The organism is Chitinophaga sp. 22308, from assembly GCF_052045305.1.
GTDB lineage: Bacteria > Bacteroidota > Bacteroidia > Chitinophagales > Chitinophagaceae > Chitinophaga > Chitinophaga varians_A.
The window spans coordinates 60,932-77,919 of sequence record NZ_JBQEOP010000005.1; the positions used below are offsets into that span (position 1 = coordinate 60,932).

Annotated in this window: 16 protein-coding genes; 5 read left to right on the top strand and 11 right to left on the bottom strand. The window is 50.8% G+C overall.

Annotation, left to right across the window (positions count from 1 at the left end):
• Positions 1-4: 4 nt before the first annotated feature.
• The 3 genes from ACTJJS_RS20485 to pepT form a co-directional block, all read right to left on the bottom strand.
• The gene (locus ACTJJS_RS20485) at positions 5-400 is read right to left on the bottom strand and encodes an ExbD/TolR family protein (RefSeq protein WP_168872120.1); all 396 of its coding nucleotides are present in this window, start codon (positions 398-400) and stop codon (positions 5-7) included.
• A 12-nt stretch (positions 401-412) separates the two neighbouring features.
• Positions 413-1,126, bottom strand: a complete 714-nt coding sequence (locus ACTJJS_RS20490; protein ID WP_168872119.1) for a MotA/TolQ/ExbB proton channel family protein — start codon at positions 1,124-1,126, stop codon at positions 413-415.
• A gap of 177 nt (positions 1,127-1,303) precedes the next feature.
• The gene (gene pepT, locus ACTJJS_RS20495; RefSeq protein ID WP_440665060.1) at positions 1,304-2,551 is read right to left on the bottom strand and encodes a peptidase T; all 1,248 of its coding nucleotides are present in this window, start codon (positions 2,549-2,551) and stop codon (positions 1,304-1,306) included.
• 196 nt (positions 2,552-2,747) lie between these two features.
• Here pepT and metE point away from each other — a divergent pair, with 196 nt between their 5' ends.
• Genes metE through ACTJJS_RS20510 form a run of 3 tightly spaced genes read left to right on the top strand, consistent with a single transcriptional unit; the run spans position 2,748 to position 5,680 of the window.
• On the top strand, positions 2,748-5,036 hold the full coding sequence (gene metE, locus ACTJJS_RS20500) for a 5-methyltetrahydropteroyltriglutamate--homocysteine S-methyltransferase (protein ID WP_440665061.1): 2,289 nt from the start codon (positions 2,748-2,750) through the stop codon (positions 5,034-5,036).
• Between the two features lie 33 nt (positions 5,037-5,069).
• Positions 5,070-5,279, top strand: coding sequence for a cysteine-rich CWC family protein (locus tag ACTJJS_RS20505; protein ID WP_168872116.1), 210 nt, complete (start codon positions 5,070-5,072; stop codon positions 5,277-5,279).
• 8 nt (positions 5,280-5,287) lie between these two features.
• Positions 5,288-5,680 (top strand): acyl-CoA thioesterase, encoded by a 393-nt coding sequence (locus ACTJJS_RS20510; RefSeq protein WP_168872115.1) that lies wholly within the window; start codon positions 5,288-5,290, stop codon positions 5,678-5,680.
• 66 nt (positions 5,681-5,746) lie between these two features.
• Here ACTJJS_RS20510 and ACTJJS_RS20515 read toward each other — a convergent pair whose 3' ends face one another.
• The gene (locus ACTJJS_RS20515; protein ID WP_168872114.1) at positions 5,747-6,175 is read right to left on the bottom strand and encodes an FKBP-type peptidyl-prolyl cis-trans isomerase; all 429 of its coding nucleotides are present in this window, start codon (positions 6,173-6,175) and stop codon (positions 5,747-5,749) included.
• A gap of 102 nt (positions 6,176-6,277) precedes the next feature.
• On the opposite strand from ACTJJS_RS20515, the gene ACTJJS_RS20520 reads away from it, so the two are divergent.
• Both ACTJJS_RS20520 and fmt read left to right on the top strand, forming a co-directional pair.
• Complete coding sequence (locus ACTJJS_RS20520) at positions 6,278-7,450, top strand: exo-beta-N-acetylmuramidase NamZ family protein (RefSeq protein WP_440665062.1); 1,173 nt, start codon at positions 6,278-6,280, stop codon at positions 7,448-7,450.
• A 20-nt stretch (positions 7,451-7,470) separates the two neighbouring features.
• Positions 7,471-8,397: a methionyl-tRNA formyltransferase gene (gene fmt / locus ACTJJS_RS20525; RefSeq protein WP_247654965.1), complete on the top strand. Its 927-nt coding sequence runs from the start codon at positions 7,471-7,473 to the stop codon at positions 8,395-8,397.
• Between the two features lie 82 nt (positions 8,398-8,479).
• Here the strand turns inward: fmt and ACTJJS_RS20530 are convergent, their stop codons facing one another.
• The 7 genes from ACTJJS_RS20530 to hemH all read right to left on the bottom strand — a co-directional run bounded on the left by ACTJJS_RS20530 (position 8,480) and on the right by hemH (position 16,711).
• Positions 8,480-9,460, bottom strand: coding sequence for a LysM peptidoglycan-binding domain-containing protein (locus ACTJJS_RS20530; protein ID WP_440665063.1), 981 nt, complete (start codon positions 9,458-9,460; stop codon positions 8,480-8,482).
• Between the two features lie 212 nt (positions 9,461-9,672).
• Positions 9,673-11,076, bottom strand: coding sequence for a methyltransferase RsmF C-terminal domain-like protein (locus tag ACTJJS_RS20535; protein ID WP_440665064.1), 1,404 nt, complete (start codon positions 11,074-11,076; stop codon positions 9,673-9,675).
• 130 nt (positions 11,077-11,206) lie between these two features.
• Entirely contained in the window at positions 11,207-12,730 is a 1,524-nt protein-coding gene (locus ACTJJS_RS20540; protein WP_440665065.1) for an NAD(P)(+) transhydrogenase (Re/Si-specific) subunit beta, read from the bottom strand.
• 20 nt (positions 12,731-12,750) lie between these two features.
• Positions 12,751-13,062, bottom strand: a complete 312-nt coding sequence (locus tag ACTJJS_RS20545; RefSeq protein ID WP_168872109.1) for an NAD(P) transhydrogenase subunit alpha — start codon at positions 13,060-13,062, stop codon at positions 12,751-12,753.
• 37 nt (positions 13,063-13,099) lie between these two features.
• Positions 13,100-14,245, bottom strand: a complete 1,146-nt coding sequence (locus ACTJJS_RS20550) for a Re/Si-specific NAD(P)(+) transhydrogenase subunit alpha (RefSeq protein ID WP_440665066.1) — start codon at positions 14,243-14,245, stop codon at positions 13,100-13,102.
• Between the two features lie 61 nt (positions 14,246-14,306).
• The gene (gene hemG / locus ACTJJS_RS20555; protein ID WP_440665067.1) at positions 14,307-15,656 is read right to left on the bottom strand and encodes a protoporphyrinogen oxidase; all 1,350 of its coding nucleotides are present in this window, start codon (positions 15,654-15,656) and stop codon (positions 14,307-14,309) included.
• An 11-nt stretch (positions 15,657-15,667) separates the two neighbouring features.
• Complete coding sequence (gene hemH / locus ACTJJS_RS20560) at positions 15,668-16,711, bottom strand: ferrochelatase (RefSeq protein ID WP_440665068.1); 1,044 nt, start codon at positions 16,709-16,711, stop codon at positions 15,668-15,670.
• Positions 16,712-16,988 lie beyond the last annotated feature (277 nt).

Below are 16,988 nucleotides of genomic sequence, written 5' to 3' on the forward strand. Positions count from 1 at the left end.
GTAATTATTTTTTAGCTGTTGCCAGCACCACCTTTGCGCCTATCTGCTTGGCCACCTCCATCACATTCACCACATCTTCTATCGGCACCGATTTTTCAGCATTGATCACAATGGTGGGATCTACCTTTTCATTGGCGACAGCCGGGGCCAGCGCTTGTTTAAGGCCTTCAAAAGGCACTTTGGTGGTACCTACGAAGAACTCATGTTTTTCGTTGATGCTCACCACCACCGTTTGTTTGGCTTTGGTATTGCTCTGGGCTTTAGGCAACATCAGCTTGATGACGTTGGGATTGGCCAGCGTGGAAACAATCAGGAAGAACAACAGCAGAATGAAAAGGATATCATTCAGCGCCGAGTTGTGCATTTCCACATGTTTCTTATTTCTCCTGCGTAAATTCATGAGCCATGGGTTTTAGCGGGTAGGTTCCTGCAGGATATCCGTAAATTCCGCTGCAGAGGCTTCCATCTTGTTAACAACCTTATCTATCTGTGCATTCAGGAAACTGTAACCGATAAAGGCCACAATACCGATAATCAGGCCCGTAGCGGACGTGATCATCTTCACATAAATACCGCCCGCAATAGTGCCCAGCGTAATATCAGAGGTGATGGAGATATTAAAAAAGGTCTGGATCATACCCGCGATGGTGCCCAGAAACCCGAACATCGGCGCAATACCCGCGATGATGGAAAGGATCACCAGGTTTTTCTCCATCCGGTAGATCTCCAGTTTGCCCACATTCTCCATAGATTTCTCAATAGACTCGATCGGCTTACCGATACGCTGAAGACCTTTATCGATCATCCGCGCAATAGGCCCCTGCGTGTTTTTGGCGAGGGAACGGGCGCCCATAATATTGCCGGTGGTGATCTGGTCACGGATCATCGGCATAAAGTTATCTTCCAGGCGGCCAGCCTTTGCGATGGTCAGATACCGCTCCACAAACACAAATACGGCAATGACGGAGAGAATACCCAGCGGGATCATGAGTACGCCCCCTTTCATGAGCATATCTATCAGATGTATCTGTGGTGCCGGCGCCGCAGCTGCGTTGGTGGCCTGTGCCAACGAATCGGCCTTCGAAAGCAATGTATCCTGCAATAATGTGATGAGCCCTAGTATCATGTGGATTTTCTTCTATTAACGGTTAAAATAGTAAAATAATTACGAATTAAGAATTACGAATTACGAATGGAGGGTTATTTTATGGAAAGGTTATTTAGAAGCCGCTCTGTAAAAAGGCCCTCCATTCGTAATTCGTAATTCGTAATTCGTAATTCGTAATTTGTAATTTGTAATTGATCAGGCCTTTTCCTCCCAAACTTGTGCCAGATATACAATTGTCTGCACTGCTTTCTGCATGTCCTGGATGCTGACATACTCCTGTTTGCTGTGGAGGGCCATCTCGCCGGTAAAAATATTAGGACAGGGCAGTCCCATGAAAGACAAGCGGGAACCATCGGTGCCGCCACGGATGCTCATCTTCAACGGCTGTACGCCGGCGCGGCGGATAGCTTCCGCCGCATGGGCGGTTACCTCCGGATGCAGGTCCAGCACCTCTTTCATATTGCGGTATTGTTCAGTGATTTTCAGCCTGGCGGTAGCATTGGGATAACGCTCCAGCACTTTTTCCATCTGGCGGCGCAGGAAAGCCTCGTGTAATTCCAGGTTGGAGGTCACGAAGTCACGGATAATAAAATCAATTTCTGTCTTCTCTACGGTGCCGCTTATACGTACCGGATGGATGAACCCTTCCCTGTCTTCTGTTGTTTCGGGAGAAAGACTGTCTTTCGGCAGGGCATCCACAATTTCACCGGCAATCTTGATAGCGCTCACCAGTTTATCTTTCGCTGAACCGGGATGGGCGCTTACGCCATATACCGTGATACGTGCGCCATCGGCAGAGAAGTTCTCATCTTCCAGTGAGCCCAGTTCACCGCCGTCCATGGTATAACCAAATTGAGCAGCGAGTTTTTTCATGTCCACTTTTTCCACGCCACGGCCTACTTCTTCGTCGGGTGTGAAGAGGATACGGATAGCGCCGTGTTTCACTTCCGGATGTGTCATCAGGAAATGGGCCGCGTCCATGATCTCCGCTACGCCGGCTTTGTCATCAGCGCCCAGCAAAGTGGTGCCGCTGGCTGTGATGATGTCGTCTCCTTTTTTGGAGGCCAGATAAGGGTGTTCACGGGGGCTGATCACCACGCTGCTGTCATCAGGCAATACAATATCACCCCCATCATAAGCACGGTGTACAATAGGTTTTACGCCCGTGCCGCTACTGTCGGAAGACGTGTCCACATGGGAACAGAAACAGATAACCGGCACCTGTTTGTCAGTATTGGCGGGAATAGTGGCATATACGTAACCATGTTCGTCCAGTTCTGCATCTGTGATGCCCATCTCGTGTAATTCCTTTACCAGCAGGCGGGACAGGTCTTTCTGCTTTTCAGTGGTTGGAAAGCTCGTGCTTTGCGGATCGGATTGTGTATCTATCTGCGCGTAACGAATAAAGCGCGTATCAACAGTGTATGAATAATTTGTAAACATATTGCAAACGTAAGGAAAAAACCGGTGCCCCCTTTTTCCGTAAAATTTTCTGTTTTACCATCTCTCACAATAGTTGATTTAGTAAAATATTCTACAAAAAGATAAAACTCTTATACAAAACACCAATTTTTTCATTTTTAATAAAACAAACATACAATAATGATAGGTTTGTCGCGAATAAAAAACCATCCTGTATATGATTACCAATATTCCAGGCTACCCGAGAATAGGCAGCCAGCGAGAACTGAAGAAAGCCTGTGAAAACTACTGGGCAGGTAAAATTTCCCTGGAGAAACTGGAACTAACGGCCAGGCTTCTACGAAAAGAACACTGGGAAACCCTTCACCAGTCTGGCATAGATCTGATCCCATCCAACGACTTCTCTTTTTACGACCAGATGCTCGATATGAGCGTAGCCCTGGGCGTAATACCAGAGCGTTTCCGGGAGCTGCGACGCTCTTTCGCCAATCCCAACTGCCTGGAGCTGTACTTCGCCATGGCCAGGGGTTACCAGAAAAATGGCTTCGATCTCACCGCCGTGGAAATGACCAAGTGGTTCGACACCAATTATCACTACCTGGTGCCCGAATTTGATGCCAGCCAGACTTACAGCCTGCAGTCACGCAAGGCAGTCCATGAATTCACTGAGGCGCTGCAACAGGGTATCCGCACCAAGCCCGTACTGATAGGGCCTGTCACCTATATTCTTTGTGGCAAAATAAAGACAGCCGGCGTAACACGGGCCGCCTTGTTACAACAGCTGTTGCCCGCCTACCTGGAACTGCTGGCCGCGCTCCGCGACGCCGGCGCCGACTGGATACAGCTGGACGAGCCCAGCCTGGTCACCGACCTGGAACCCGCCGATAAAATACTGTATCAACTGGCGTACACCGCTATCCGTGAGGCATTCCCTGATCTGAAATTGCTGCTCACCACCTACTTCGGCGCGCTGGAAGACAATACGGACCTCGCCTTGCAGCTGCCGGTGAACGCATTGCATATTGACCTCGTTCGCGCACCGGAGCAGCTGGACGCTGTTCTCCGGGCCCTTCCTGAAAACATGCAGTTATCATTGGGCGTAGTGGACGGCCGCAACATCTGGAAAAACGATTATGCCACATCGCTGTCGCTCATCAACCAGGCCGTACAGGCCATTGGCCGGGAACGCCTGATGCTGGGCACTTCCTGCTCGCTGCTGCATGTGCCTTACAACCTCGACGATGAAACAACCCTGAATACCGACATCAAACAGTGGATGGCTTTTGCGAAACAGAAAGTGGAAGAAGTCATCTCCCTGAAACAAATCCTTGCCGGAGACACCACGTTGCTGACCGTCAACCAGCAGGTGATGGAACAACGCAAAACCGCGCCGGGCATTCATGTGCCGGCCGTAAAAGCAAGACTGGCAAGTATTACAGCCGACGACTTTTCACGGCAACATGCTTTTGCAGAACGTCAGCCGCTGCAACAGACCAAACTGCAGCTACCGTTACTGCCTACCACTACCATCGGCTCCTTCCCACAGACAGTGGAAATACGGCAGTTGCGCTCCAATCTCAAAAAAGGCCATATCACAGCAGCACAGTACGATCAGGATATCAGCGCCGCTATCCGCGAGGCTATCTCCTGGCAGGAATCACTCGGCCTCGATGTGCTGGTGCATGGCGAGTTTGAGCGCAATGACATGGTGGAATATTTCGGGGAGCAACTGGAAGGATTTGCTTTCACCCAAAACGGATGGGTGCAGAGTTATGGCTCCCGTTGCGTGAAGCCGCCGGTCATCTATGGCGACGTATGGCGTCCGCAGCCTATGACCGTTGCCTGGAGCCAGTTTGCACAGTCGCTTACCCACAAGCCTGTCAAAGGAATGCTCACCGGCCCGGTCACTATTTTACAGTGGTCTTTTGTAAGAAACGACCAACCACGCATGGATACAGCGTTTCAGATAGCGCTGGCTATCCGCGACGAAGTGAAAGACCTGGAAGATGCCGGCATTACAGTTATCCAGGTAGATGAACCAGCGCTGCGCGAAGGACTGCCCCTGCGTAAAAGCAGGCAGGACGCGTATCTCAGGCAGGCTATCGACGCCTTCCGCCTGTCGGTAGCACCGGTGCAGGACACCACACAGATACACACGCATATGTGTTATGCAGAGTTCAATGATATTATTGCTCATATTGCCGCAATGGACGCGGACGTGATCACCATGGAAACATCGCGCTCCCAGATGGAACTGCTGGAAGCCTTTGCGCGCTTCAGCTATCCGAATGAAACCGGTCCGGGCGTATACGATATCCACTCCCCCCGTGTGCCGGGCGTAGCCGAGATGGGCAAACTGCTGCACAGGGCAGCCACATTGCTACCGGTGCGCAACCTCTGGGTAAACCCCGACTGTGGCCTTAAAACCAGGAAATGGCCCGAAACGGAAATGTCATTGCGGAATATGGTGCAGGCAGCCCGCGAAGTAAGGAAACAACTGGCGTGATTTCATTCCTTCAGCATTTCGTACATTTGGTACATGCTGAAACATGAAATTGTCCCCTGCCCTCGCTGCAACCGGGCTTTTGAATGCCGGGTCAACAGTATTCACCGCTGCCAGTGCAGCGATGTACCGCTCACATTGGAAGAACGTTTCAGGATAAGCGAAAAATACCAGGGCTGCCTCTGCGAAAATTGTTTACGCGAGCTGAAGGCTGTCATGCAAGAGCAGCCTGACGCTCCACTATAAATTATATCATGGCATACGAAGAACAGATCGAGAAATCCGTTACACGCATTTTCAAAGCGGTATTTCCTAACACGGTAAACCATTACGACACCCTTTTCGGCGGCACTGCCATGCATCTTATGGACGAAGTGGCCTTTATCACCGCTACCCGTTTTACAAAAATGCGCACCGTCACCGTATCATCAGACAGGATCGATTTCAAAAAACCTATTCCGCATGGCACCATCATTGAATTGGTAGGCACTGTCATTCATGTGGGCAACACCAGCCTGAAAGTAAGGGTGGACATCTATGTGGAGCAAATGTACCTCGATCACCGGGAACATGCTATCTGCGGCACTTTCACCTTTGTAGCGATCGATGAAAATAAAAAGCCGATACCTATTAAAGTACCGGCTTAAAATATTGTTATTTGGTTATTTGATCATTTTAATATTGAAATATTTGAATGATCAAATAACCAAATATTATACGATTTCCACGAGTTCCAGATCAAACACCAGGTCCTGACCAGCCAGCGGATGGTTAGCGTCCAGGGTGATAAATTCAGAACCAACAGCAGCTACTCTCACCTGGAACACATGGCCTTCAGGATTGCTCATCTGCAGTTCCATGCCCACTTCCGGGTTCAGATCAGGAGGAATATTTGCTTTAGGGAATTCCATGATCATTTCATCATTCTTCGGACCATATGCCTGATCAACAGGGATATGGATGGTTTTCTTCTCTCCCGGCGTCATATCCAGTACACCATTCTCAAAGCCTTTGATCACCATGTGGGCGCCTACTTTGAATTCCAGCGGAGCTCTGCCCTCTGAGGAATCAAACATGGTCCCGTCAGTCAAACGGCCCTGATAGTGCACCTTCACAGTATCCCCGTTTTTAACAGCTTGCATAAATTAGTTGTTTATAGTGAATAATAGCCGCAAGATACTAAAACAGACCATATCTCATCAATTTTTCTCACTGCCATACGGGTTTTGCCGTATATTAAGGCCATGAACCGTTTATTAATCATCTGCACGCTTTTATGCGGCCTGCTGACATCTGCGCAGGCACAGTATGCCTCCCATGTTATACCGGGAGCCGCACAAACCAACCAGTACCTGCCACTGCTGAAAAACAAACGGGTGGCCCTGCTGGTGAACCAGACTGCCACTATCGGCACTACACACCTGGTAGACACCCTGCTGAAACTGCAGGTGCAAATCTCTAAAATCTTCAGTCCCGAACACGGTTTCCGCGGACAAGCCGATGCCGGCGAAAAAGTAGGCAACAGCACCGATAAAAACACCGGGCTGCCGGTCGTATCACTATATGGCCAGCACCGTAAAGCCACTGCTGCGGATTTGCAGGACGTGGACGTGCTCATCTTCGACGTGCAGGACGTAGGCGCCCGCTTTTATACCTACATCTCTTCCCTGCAGGAACTGATGGAATCTGCCGCAGAAAACAACAAACCCATCATTGTGCTGGACAGGCCTAACCCCAATGGCGATTATGTAGACGGACCTGTACTGGACACCGCCTTCCGCTCTTTTGTAGGCATGCAGCCCATTCCAATCGTACACGGCATGACCGTAGGCGAATACGCTCAAATGCTTAATGGCGAAGGCTGGCTGAGCAAAGGCGTTAAATGCAAACTGACCGTCGTCCCCTGCGAAAATTACACCCATCACACGTATTACAGCCTGCCGGTAGCACCTTCCCCCAATCTCCCTGATATGGCCGCTGTGAACCTGTACACTTCGCTCTGTTTCTTTGAAGGCACGCCCATCAGCCTGGGACGTGGCACTGACAAGCCTTTCCAGCTGTTTGGCTCACCCCTGTTCCCAAAGAAAGGATTTTCCTTTACGCCCCGCAGTGTGGCAGGCGCCAAAAATCCACCGCTGAAGGACCAGCTGTGCTACGGATTTGACCTGAGCAGGTCACCGGAAGCATCTCCTGCGAAAGGCCGTAAAATAGCGCTCAAATGGCTGTTACAGGCATATGCGTTGTATCCTCAGAAAGATAAATTCTTCAACGCCTTCTTCAATAAACTGGCGGGCAATGCACAATTACAACAGCAGATCAAAAACGGCGTATCAGAAGCCGACATCCGCATGAGCTGGGAACCAGGACTGCGGCAGTTCAAAGCCATACGCGCAAAATACCTGCTGTACGAGGAATAATTCATTTACTTTTGCGTCATATGGACAAACAGCTTCGCATCGTTTTTATGGGGACGCCTGATTTTGCAGTAGCATCCCTCGATATACTGGTAGAGAATGGATTTAATATCGTTGGAGTGATCACAGCGCCCGACAAGCCAGCCGGCAGAGGCCTGCAGATGCAGGAAAGCGCCGTTAAAAAATATGCTGTCAGCAAAGGGTTGCCCGTATTGCAACCGGAGAAACTGAAAAACCCGGAGTTCATTGCCCAACTGACGGCCCTCAAAGCGGACCTCCAGGTGGTAGTGGCCTTCCGTATGCTGCCGGAAATTGTCTGGAACATGCCGCCCGAAGGCACTATCAATGTACATGCTTCGCTCCTGCCCAACTACCGCGGCGCCGCACCTATCAACTGGGCGATCATCAACGGAGAAAAAGAATCCGGCGTGACCACCTTCAAACTGCAACATGAAATTGATACCGGTGATATTTTACTGGCAGACAAGGTAGTGATCCGCGATGATGAAACAGCCGGAGAGCTGCATGATGAACTGATGCACACCGGTGCCCGCCTGCTGCTGAAAACAGTGCAGTCCATTGCCGCCGGTACCGCCAAAGAAACGCCGCAGGCCAACATAGCGGCCGCTGATATCAAACACGCGCCTAAAATATTCAAGGAAACGTGCCAGATCAACTGGCAGGACCCGCTGGACAAAATATACAATCTTGTGAGGGGCCTCAGTCCCTATCCTGCCGCATGGACCACCATCCAGGATAAAAGCATGAAGATATACAAGGCGCACAAAGAAGCGGGAAAACCGTCTGTTGCTCCCGGTGAATTCGACACTGACCAGAAAACATATGTGCGGATCGCTGCGCCGGACGGATACCTCTATCTCGATGAAGTGCAGCTGGAAGGCAAGAAACGCATGGATATCTCCGCTTTCCTGCGGGGTTACCGGTTTTGACGCCCTTACATACATGACATAAACGAAAAGAGCGGGATATAATATCCCGCTCTTTTCGTTTATGTCCGGTGTTGTCCGGCGATTAATTATCGTAGCTCAGTTCGCAATAGAAACGGGCGTCCGTAGTGCCCAGCGCCTGCATAGCGCCATCGCTCAGTTTCACGATGAGGCCGGCGTTGGATTTCATTTGCGGGATCACGTCCAGCACCTTTGCATAGATCGCTTTACCATTCAGCGGATTGGTCACTTTGATAATAGTGCCGCGGGCCGCGGTGTTATGTAGCGCGTAGTATTTACCTACTGCATTGCTTTTAAACCAGGTGCCGGGTCCTTTCTCCGTTGTGGCTTTTTTACCGCCGTTGGTCTGTTGCTCATACAGTTTTTCGAAGTCGCCGTTAGCTACCACCGGTGCTGCCGTTTTAGGGGCAGGAGCAGGCGCAGGTGTTGTTGTTTCCGGCGCGTCTGTTACCGGGCGTGCTTCGGGTTCTTTCTTCACTTCTTTGCGGGGAGCTTCTGTAGCAGGCGGTGTTACAGGTTCTGCCGGAGGTGCCTGTTCCTTCGGTTCGTTTTTCACCACTTCCTTGCGTGGTGCCGGTGCCGGTGCGGAGGCCACAGCGCCGTTACCGCCTTTCAGGTAGCCGACAATGATGTAACCGTCTTTTTTCAGTCCATCGCCCTGGAAGTTGTTCCATTGGCGGATGTTGTCCAGGGGTACTTTGTTGTGGTTAACACTCACGCGGTATAAAGTTTCCTTATCGGTCACCTTGTGATACACCGGTGTTCCGCTGGCATCCGCTTTCTGGGAGAAATTGGAAGCTGTCAGCGGGATATGCAGCAGATGTCCTAACTGCAAACCCTGATCCATCGTTATCTTGTTGGCGGCAGCAATTTCTTTGGGGGGCACGCCATAAGCACGGCTGAGGCTATAGAAGTTCTCTCCTTTTTTAACAACGTGAGAGATGTAAAGAGCCGGTGTGGTACCCTGTACCAGCAGCGTGTCCTGCGCTTTTACCACTCCTGCACTTAAACCAAACAAGGCAATTGATAGAATCGATTTTACCATACTAACTCTTTTTATGATTGAATGACCGTCCTCTTTCGGGCAACGAATATATGCGATAAAATTGACAAAAATATTTAATAAAACAAACGAAAAAATATGCTTTTTGTTGTTTGCCATGATGTGGCGGGGTTAATCGCAACACACCGGCAAACACTTGTTGGCAGCCTATTTCACAAATATGTAACAGCGGGAACAAATAGCGCGGGCATTTTTTACAGCCCGCTGATATCTTTCAAAATACGGAGTTCTTTAGGATAATAATTATTTATGCGGTTGGGCAGTATTTTGGCCCATCCCAGGGGCATCTGACCGTAACGCATCAACGCCCAGCCTCTGACAGGCGTATCGATGCCCGGATCTTCCTTGCGGAGGTATTGCAATGCCGCTTTCAGTTCCAGGTCCACCACCGGTACTTCCGCCGCTACCATGGGGCTCATGGCCAGCTGGTGGTCCGGGATCAATTCCTTCTTTCCCGGCTGACCGGCTTTAACGCCCGCTTTGCGAATATACAACTGTTGTTGCAAGAATGCGATTTCTGTTGCCACCAGGGGCGACAAAATCAACATTTCATCCTGATGGGGCAGGTAACTATACCCGTCGGGCAACTGTATCCAGGAAGATAACAACTCCCGTTCCTTTGCACTGACAACACCCTGTTTCGTCTCTTTGCGTTTTGCCGTGTGTGCCATGTCCCGCTTGCGGAAACAGCTGATAAAAAAGCCTTCGCCTTTCAGCCGGTTGGGATAAAAACGGTAACCGGTACAATTTCGTTTATCCGTTACCGTTGGTACTATCTGCCATGCTGACGGTACGTTCAGCGCAATATTTTCCAATTCAAAATGATCGGCCAGCCAGTCCAGTATTACTTCGTCCTCTTCTTTTGAGAAAGAACAGGTCGAATAGATGAGTATACCATCTTCCTTCAATGCAGGCAACACATCGGCCAAAATCCGCTGCTGGCGCTGGCTGCATAGCTCCACATTTTCAGGGGACCATTCAGGTATCAGTTCAGGGTCGCGGCGGAAAAGGCCGGAACCGGAACAGGGCGCATCAATCACGATCAGATCAAAATACCCCGGCAGCCGGCTGAAATCGCGCGGGTCGTTATTGCTCACCACCACATTGGCCGCTCCCCACTTGCTGAGGTTATCCGCCAGCAAAGCCGCTCTTGGCTTGATCACCTCATTGGCCACCAGCATGCTTTGTTCGTTGAGCAACGATTGCAGCAAGGTAGATTTACCGCCCGGCGCCGCACAGAGGTCCAGTACCTTCAGTGGGCGGCTGAGGTCAACTGTTGTCCGCACCGCATGTTCGAGGAACATGGAAGAGGCTTCCTGCACGTAATACGCGCCGGCATGAAAGTAAGGATCGAACGTAAAGGAAGGCCGCTGTGACAGGTAATACCCGGCAGAACTCCAGGGTATCTGCACAGCATCGCTGGCAGACAAGGCAGACAGGATATTTTCCTGCGTTTCCGCAGTACGTACTTTCAGTGGATTAAATCTCAGGGAAGTGATTTTTTCTGCTGCAACATGCACCTGCTCAAACGGCGCCCGGTCAAAACCGGGAAGGCCTTCCAGAGAAGCGATCAGTGCTGCGGGTAATTGATTGGACAATGCTTTTCCTGCGAAATTACGAATTACGAATTACGAATTACAAATTGAGGACCCTCTTTTAAAAAAGTTACTTAGTAACCGGTGTATAAAACAGCCCTCAATTCGTAATTCGTAATTCGTAATTTGTAATTTATACTTGTTTGATTTCTGCCACCAGCTGCTGCAATACCTGCTTGGCATCACCAAACAGCATGGATGTTTTTGGTTGAAAAAACAACTCATTTTCGATGCCTGCGTAACCAGGTTTCATACTACGTTTATTCACGATCACCAGTTTGGCATTTTCCACTTCCAGAATAGGCATTCCGTAAATGGGGCTGGCAGGATCGCTTTTAGCGGCGGGGTTCACCACATCATTGGCCCCCAGTACCAGAACAGCATCGGTAGTAGGCATTTCCGCGTTGGCGTCTTCCATCTCCAGCAATTTCTCGTAGGGCACGTCCGCCTCCGCCAGCAACACGTTCATATGACCGGGCATACGTCCCGCCACCGGATGGATCGCATATTTCACTTCCACCCCCTTATCTTCCAGCAGTTTTTCCAGTTCATGACAGGCATGTTGCGCCTGTGCCACGGCCAGGCCATAACCCGGTACGATCATCACTTTGCTGGCATAAGCCATTACCACGGCCGCATCCGACAGGCTGATTTCCTTGTAGCTGCCCTGTTCCCCGCCACCTGCCGCCGTCGCGGTGGCACCGCCGCCAAAAGAACCGATCAGCACATTTTTCAGGGAGCGGTTCATCGCCTGGCACATGAGAATGGTCAGGATAGTGCCCGCAGATCCCACCAGGATGCCACCAGTGAGCATCACCGGATTGTTGTACAGGAAACCGCCGCACGCGGCAGCCACGCCTGTAAAGGAATTGAGCAGGGATATTACCACCGGCATATCGGCACCGCCTATCGGCAATACGAAGAGGATACCGTATATGAGCGCACAAGCCAGCACCAGGTAAAACAACAACTGAAAGCTGAGCAGGGAATGTTCTGCCGCCGCTTCCACGCGTCCGTTGACAGTCCAGATCAACACCACGGCGCCCAGCAGCACCACGGCCATCACCACGAGGTTCACGATATGCTGCCCTTTAAAAGCAAAATCTTTGATACGGCCGTTCAGTTTTCCCCAGGCAATTACGCTGCCGGCGAAAGAAACGGCGCCAATGATGAGGCCGAGCAGAATGATCAGCAGATGCCCGCGTAAATCGTGGTCCATCGCCCGTGAAGCCGCCGCCCATATCTCACCTATCGCGCGTCCCAGGGCATCACCGTCGCCAGAGATGTCCACATTTACCGTAAAATCGGGATGCAACAGATGATCAAACTCCACAATGGATATCAGGGCCGCGCAGGCGCCTCCCATACCATTGAACATGCTCACCATTTCGGGCATGGCCGTCATCTTCACTTTTTTGGCGGCCATCACACCGATAACGGTGCCTATCAGGAGGCCGGCCGCTATCCAGCCGTAGTTATGCAGGTGTTTCCCTTCAGATTTATAGAGGAAGATAGTGCCCACAATAGCGAGCGCCATACCGGCTGCCGCCACCAGATTGCCTTTGCGGGCGGTATCCGGTTTACTGAGCATTTTCAGGCCAAGGATAAACGTAACAGAGCCGATCAGGTAGATGATGGATAGTACACTGAGTCCCATAAACATTGCGCTTTAAACCATTATTTCTTTTTCTTTTTGAACATCTCCAGCATACGGTCTGTTACCACAAAACCGCCCACCACATTGACCGTACCCAGAATTACCGCCAGGAAGCCGAGTATCAGCGCGAGGTAGTTATCTTTCTCTGCCTGTCCCATGACGATGATCGCTCCAATGATCACCACGCCATGAATTGCGTTGGCGCCGCTCATCAGCGGCGTGTGCAATACAGACGGCACCCGTGAAATCACCTCCACGCCAAGGAAAATGGAGAGGATCACGATATAGATCAGCTCTATATGTTGTTGAAAAAAAGATAGAATATGTTCCATGCTCGCGGTATTTGATTAGTCGGTACGGTCCCCGCCATCAGCCTTGTACACTGCTGGTGGCCGGTTTCGCGCTTTTCAGGCGCTCGTGAACGATCTCACCATTGTGGGTGATGCAGGCGCCCCGCACGATGTCATCCTCGAAATTCAGCTGCAGGTTTCCCTCTTTGGTCAATATGAGTTTCAGAAAGTTAAAAACGTTTTTAGCGTATAATTTGCTGGCATCTGCCGGCATGGAGGCGGCAAGGTTGGAATCTCCGATGATGGTGACACCCTGATAGTGTACTGTTTCATTGTTCCTGGTAAGGGCGGTGTTACCGCCGGTGGCGGCGGCCATGTCTACGATAACAGCCCCGCTGCGCATCTGGTCCAGCATAGGTTGAGTGACCAGTACCGGCGCTTTTTTGCCTGGTATCTGGGCGGTGGTGATCACAATATCTGCCTTGGCAATGCTTTCGGCTATTTTAGCCTGTTGTTTCTGTTGATAATCCTCGCTTTGTTCTACCGCATAACCACCAGCAGCGGAGGCGTCTGCGGCGCCGTCCACTTCTACGAAGCGGGCGCCGAGGCTCATCACCTCTTCCTTCACGGCCGGGCGGGTATCAAACACTTCCACCACGGCCCCCAGCCTTCTGGCGGTGGCAATGGCCTGGAGACCGGCCACACCGGCGCCCAGTATCAGCACTTTGGCCGGTGCAATACTGCCTGCGGCCGTCATAAACATGGGGAAATAACGGGAATAGGTATACGCTGCCAGCAGTACCGCTTTATACCCGGCAATATTGGCCTGGGAGCTGAGCACGTCCATCACCTGCGCCCTGGTGGTGCGGGGAATGGCGTCGAGGCTGAGCGCAGTGATCTGTTGAGCTGCCCAGAACGCCACCTCTTCCGGACGGAACAGTGGCTGTAATACGCCCAGTATCACCTTTCCGGCGGGTATCTGCCCAGCCACCTCCCGCGGAGGTGGCTGCAGCGTAAAAATGATGTCTGATTGGGAAATAATGTCTGTGGCGGTTTTGATCTGCGCGCCCGCCTGCATATAGGCGTCATCGTTATAGAAGGCCTGTGCGCCGGCACCCTGCTCCACCCACACGGTTACCGACATCTGCTGCAGCCGTTTCACGATTTCAGGCGTGAGGGACACCCGGGTTTCGCCGTTTTTTTCTTTTAAAATTCCTGCAATCATCTGGTGGAAATTTATAATGGAATTTAAAGAAAAAACGGCAACTATGGAACAAAATCGTTGATTAATTTTTCTTCAGCTTGTCCGCCAGTGATGCGGCATGCTGTATCAGCGCAGGTAACGCCACGCCCTGCACAAAATTGCTCCGCAGCAGTATGCCGGGATAATTATGTTCCATGGCGGCAACAGCGCTGCGCAACTTTGCATGTCCGATGTTCAGTTGCGGGATCGCTTTCTGCATAAAACTGAAATGCTGCATCACAGGAGCGGCCGTCAGCCCCAGCAGGGAACGGATTTCTTTTACTACGGTTTCCTGTAACTGCGCCGTTCCCAGCTCATCGAAATAATGCTCCTGGCGGGAACCGCCTGTAAATACGGTCAGCAGCAGCTTTCCGTCGGGCGCTTTATGAGGGAAGATGGCCGAATTACAGATGGCGCCGAGGAAATGCAGCTTTTCCGCATGCGGCACAAGGAAACCAAAGCCTTCCAGTGGCCGAGGCAGGGCAGTGGCATCGAAACCCAGATGCAGCACGCCCATACGTGGATAATACACCTGTTGCAGTAACGCAGCAAGACTTTCATCTAATCCCTCCAGCTGTCGCCCTGCGGTATAAGCGGGCGTAGTGAGGATGATACGGTCTGCCTCCAGCACGGTCTCACCGCCCTGCTCTTCTGCGATCACCTGATAACCGCCCACAGCGGAAACCGCAATATTTTTTACAGTACAGTGAAAACGTACCGGTGTCTGTAACTTTTCCTGTAAACGCCTGGTCAGTGTTTGATTGCCACCAGCCAGACTGATGATCTTACGGCCGGCCATCACGCCTTTTTCTTTCATCAGGCCTTTGGTGACGCTACCGTATTCCCTCTCCCAGCGCGGCAAAGCTGGCAACACTGCTGCGATGCTCATCTGGTCGGGGTTACCGGCATAGATACCGGACAATATCGGGTCGAATAAATAATCTGCTATTTCTTTGTTAAACCGGCGTTCCACAAAATGTGTCACCGTCTCTTCCTCCTGTACCGGTGCGGGTTTACGGAAACGTTCGGTAAACAGGCGCCATTTGCTGCCACGGCTAATATAGTCAGAACCCATGATCTTGAACGGGTGAGGCGACACAGCATGTAAACGGTTGTTTCTCACCAGGAAGCGGTTTTTGCTGGCTGCGGCGGCAGGCAGTATCTCCTGCTCCAGCCCTATCTCCTGCAGGAACGCCATCGTTTCGGGCGTAGCAGCAATGGTATTCGGGCCAGCGTCCAGTTCAAAACCTTCCTTGTTGAATGACTGTATCACACCGCCGCTATGGCCGGCTGCTTCGAGCACCTGGTAGGGTATGTCTCTTTTTTGCAGCTCATAGGCGATGCTCAGGCCGGAAATACCGGCACCGATGATCAAAACGGGTTTCTGTGGCATATGGAACAAGATTATACGGTTTCCGCTTGCATGATCTGGTTACAGTACTTCACGATAGCGCTGACCCACATGGGATGTACATTCAGACACGGTATCATGGTAAAGCTGTCGCCACCATTGCTCATGAATGAATGTTTTCCTTCTACTGCAATTTCTTCCAGTGTTTCCAGACAGTCAGATACAAATGCCGGACATACGACCAGCAGCTTTTTCTTTCCTTCTTTGGGCAATGTCTCCAACAGGCCGGCAGTGTAGGGTTTCAACCATTCTTCCCTGCCCAGGCGCGACTGGAAGGAGATACCCCATTTTTCGCGGGGCAGCCCCAGTTTAGCGGCTACCAGTTCTGCTGTAATCGTTACCTGATGCCGGTAACAATACTGATGTGCCGCTGATTTCACATGGCAACAATCTGTCACCTTCAGGCAATGGCTTCCTGTAACATCGCCTTTGCGGATATGCCGCTCCGGTACGCCGTGGTAGCTGAACAGCACGTAATCATAGCTCTGTTGCAGGAACGGGCGCATACTTTCTGCTACCGCATCGATGTAGGCAGGCTCATCATAGAAAGGAGGAATGATAGAGAGCTTGAATTTATATTTTTTCTTCCTGTAGATTTCTTTTGCATACTCCGCCGCTGTTTCATAAGAAGACATTGCATAATGCGGATATAAAGGCAACACGATCACCTCTTTCAACTGTGGGTTCTTTTTCAGCAGATTGTCAAAAGCCACTTCCGGATGCGGGTTTCCGTAACGCATGGCTATTTCCACCGGCACGTCCATATCATGCTGCACAGCCGCCTGTAGTTGTTTTGTCAATACGATCAGCGGGGAACCATCTTCCCACCAGATAGAGGAATAAGCTTCGGCAGACTTCTCAGCACGGCGCGGAACAATGATCCCTTCTATCAGTATTTTACGGAACAGCCATGGATAATCAATCACGCGCTTGTCCATCAGAAATTCCAGCAGATAACGTTTTACATCAGGAACGGCCGTACTATCGGGCGAGCCCAGGTTCATCAGAATAATGCCAACTTCAGATTTAGATACCATGTGCTTTATAAATTGCTGCAAAAGTAAATAACAAATCCACACAAAATGCTTTTTCGGAAAGGGGCCTGCAAGCCGTGCTGCCGGCCCAAATGTCATGTGTTTGTAATGAATACGGTGATATTTTTCGTATATTCGTGTTGTCATCCGCCACAGTGCCCGAAGCATGCAAAACCTGATAAAAATCATTTTTTCCTCGTAATGAACACCAGTAGGAGAAATGACACACTAATGACAGCCTAATCCCGTTTGTTTGCGGCGTATCCAAGTATTTTTGCAG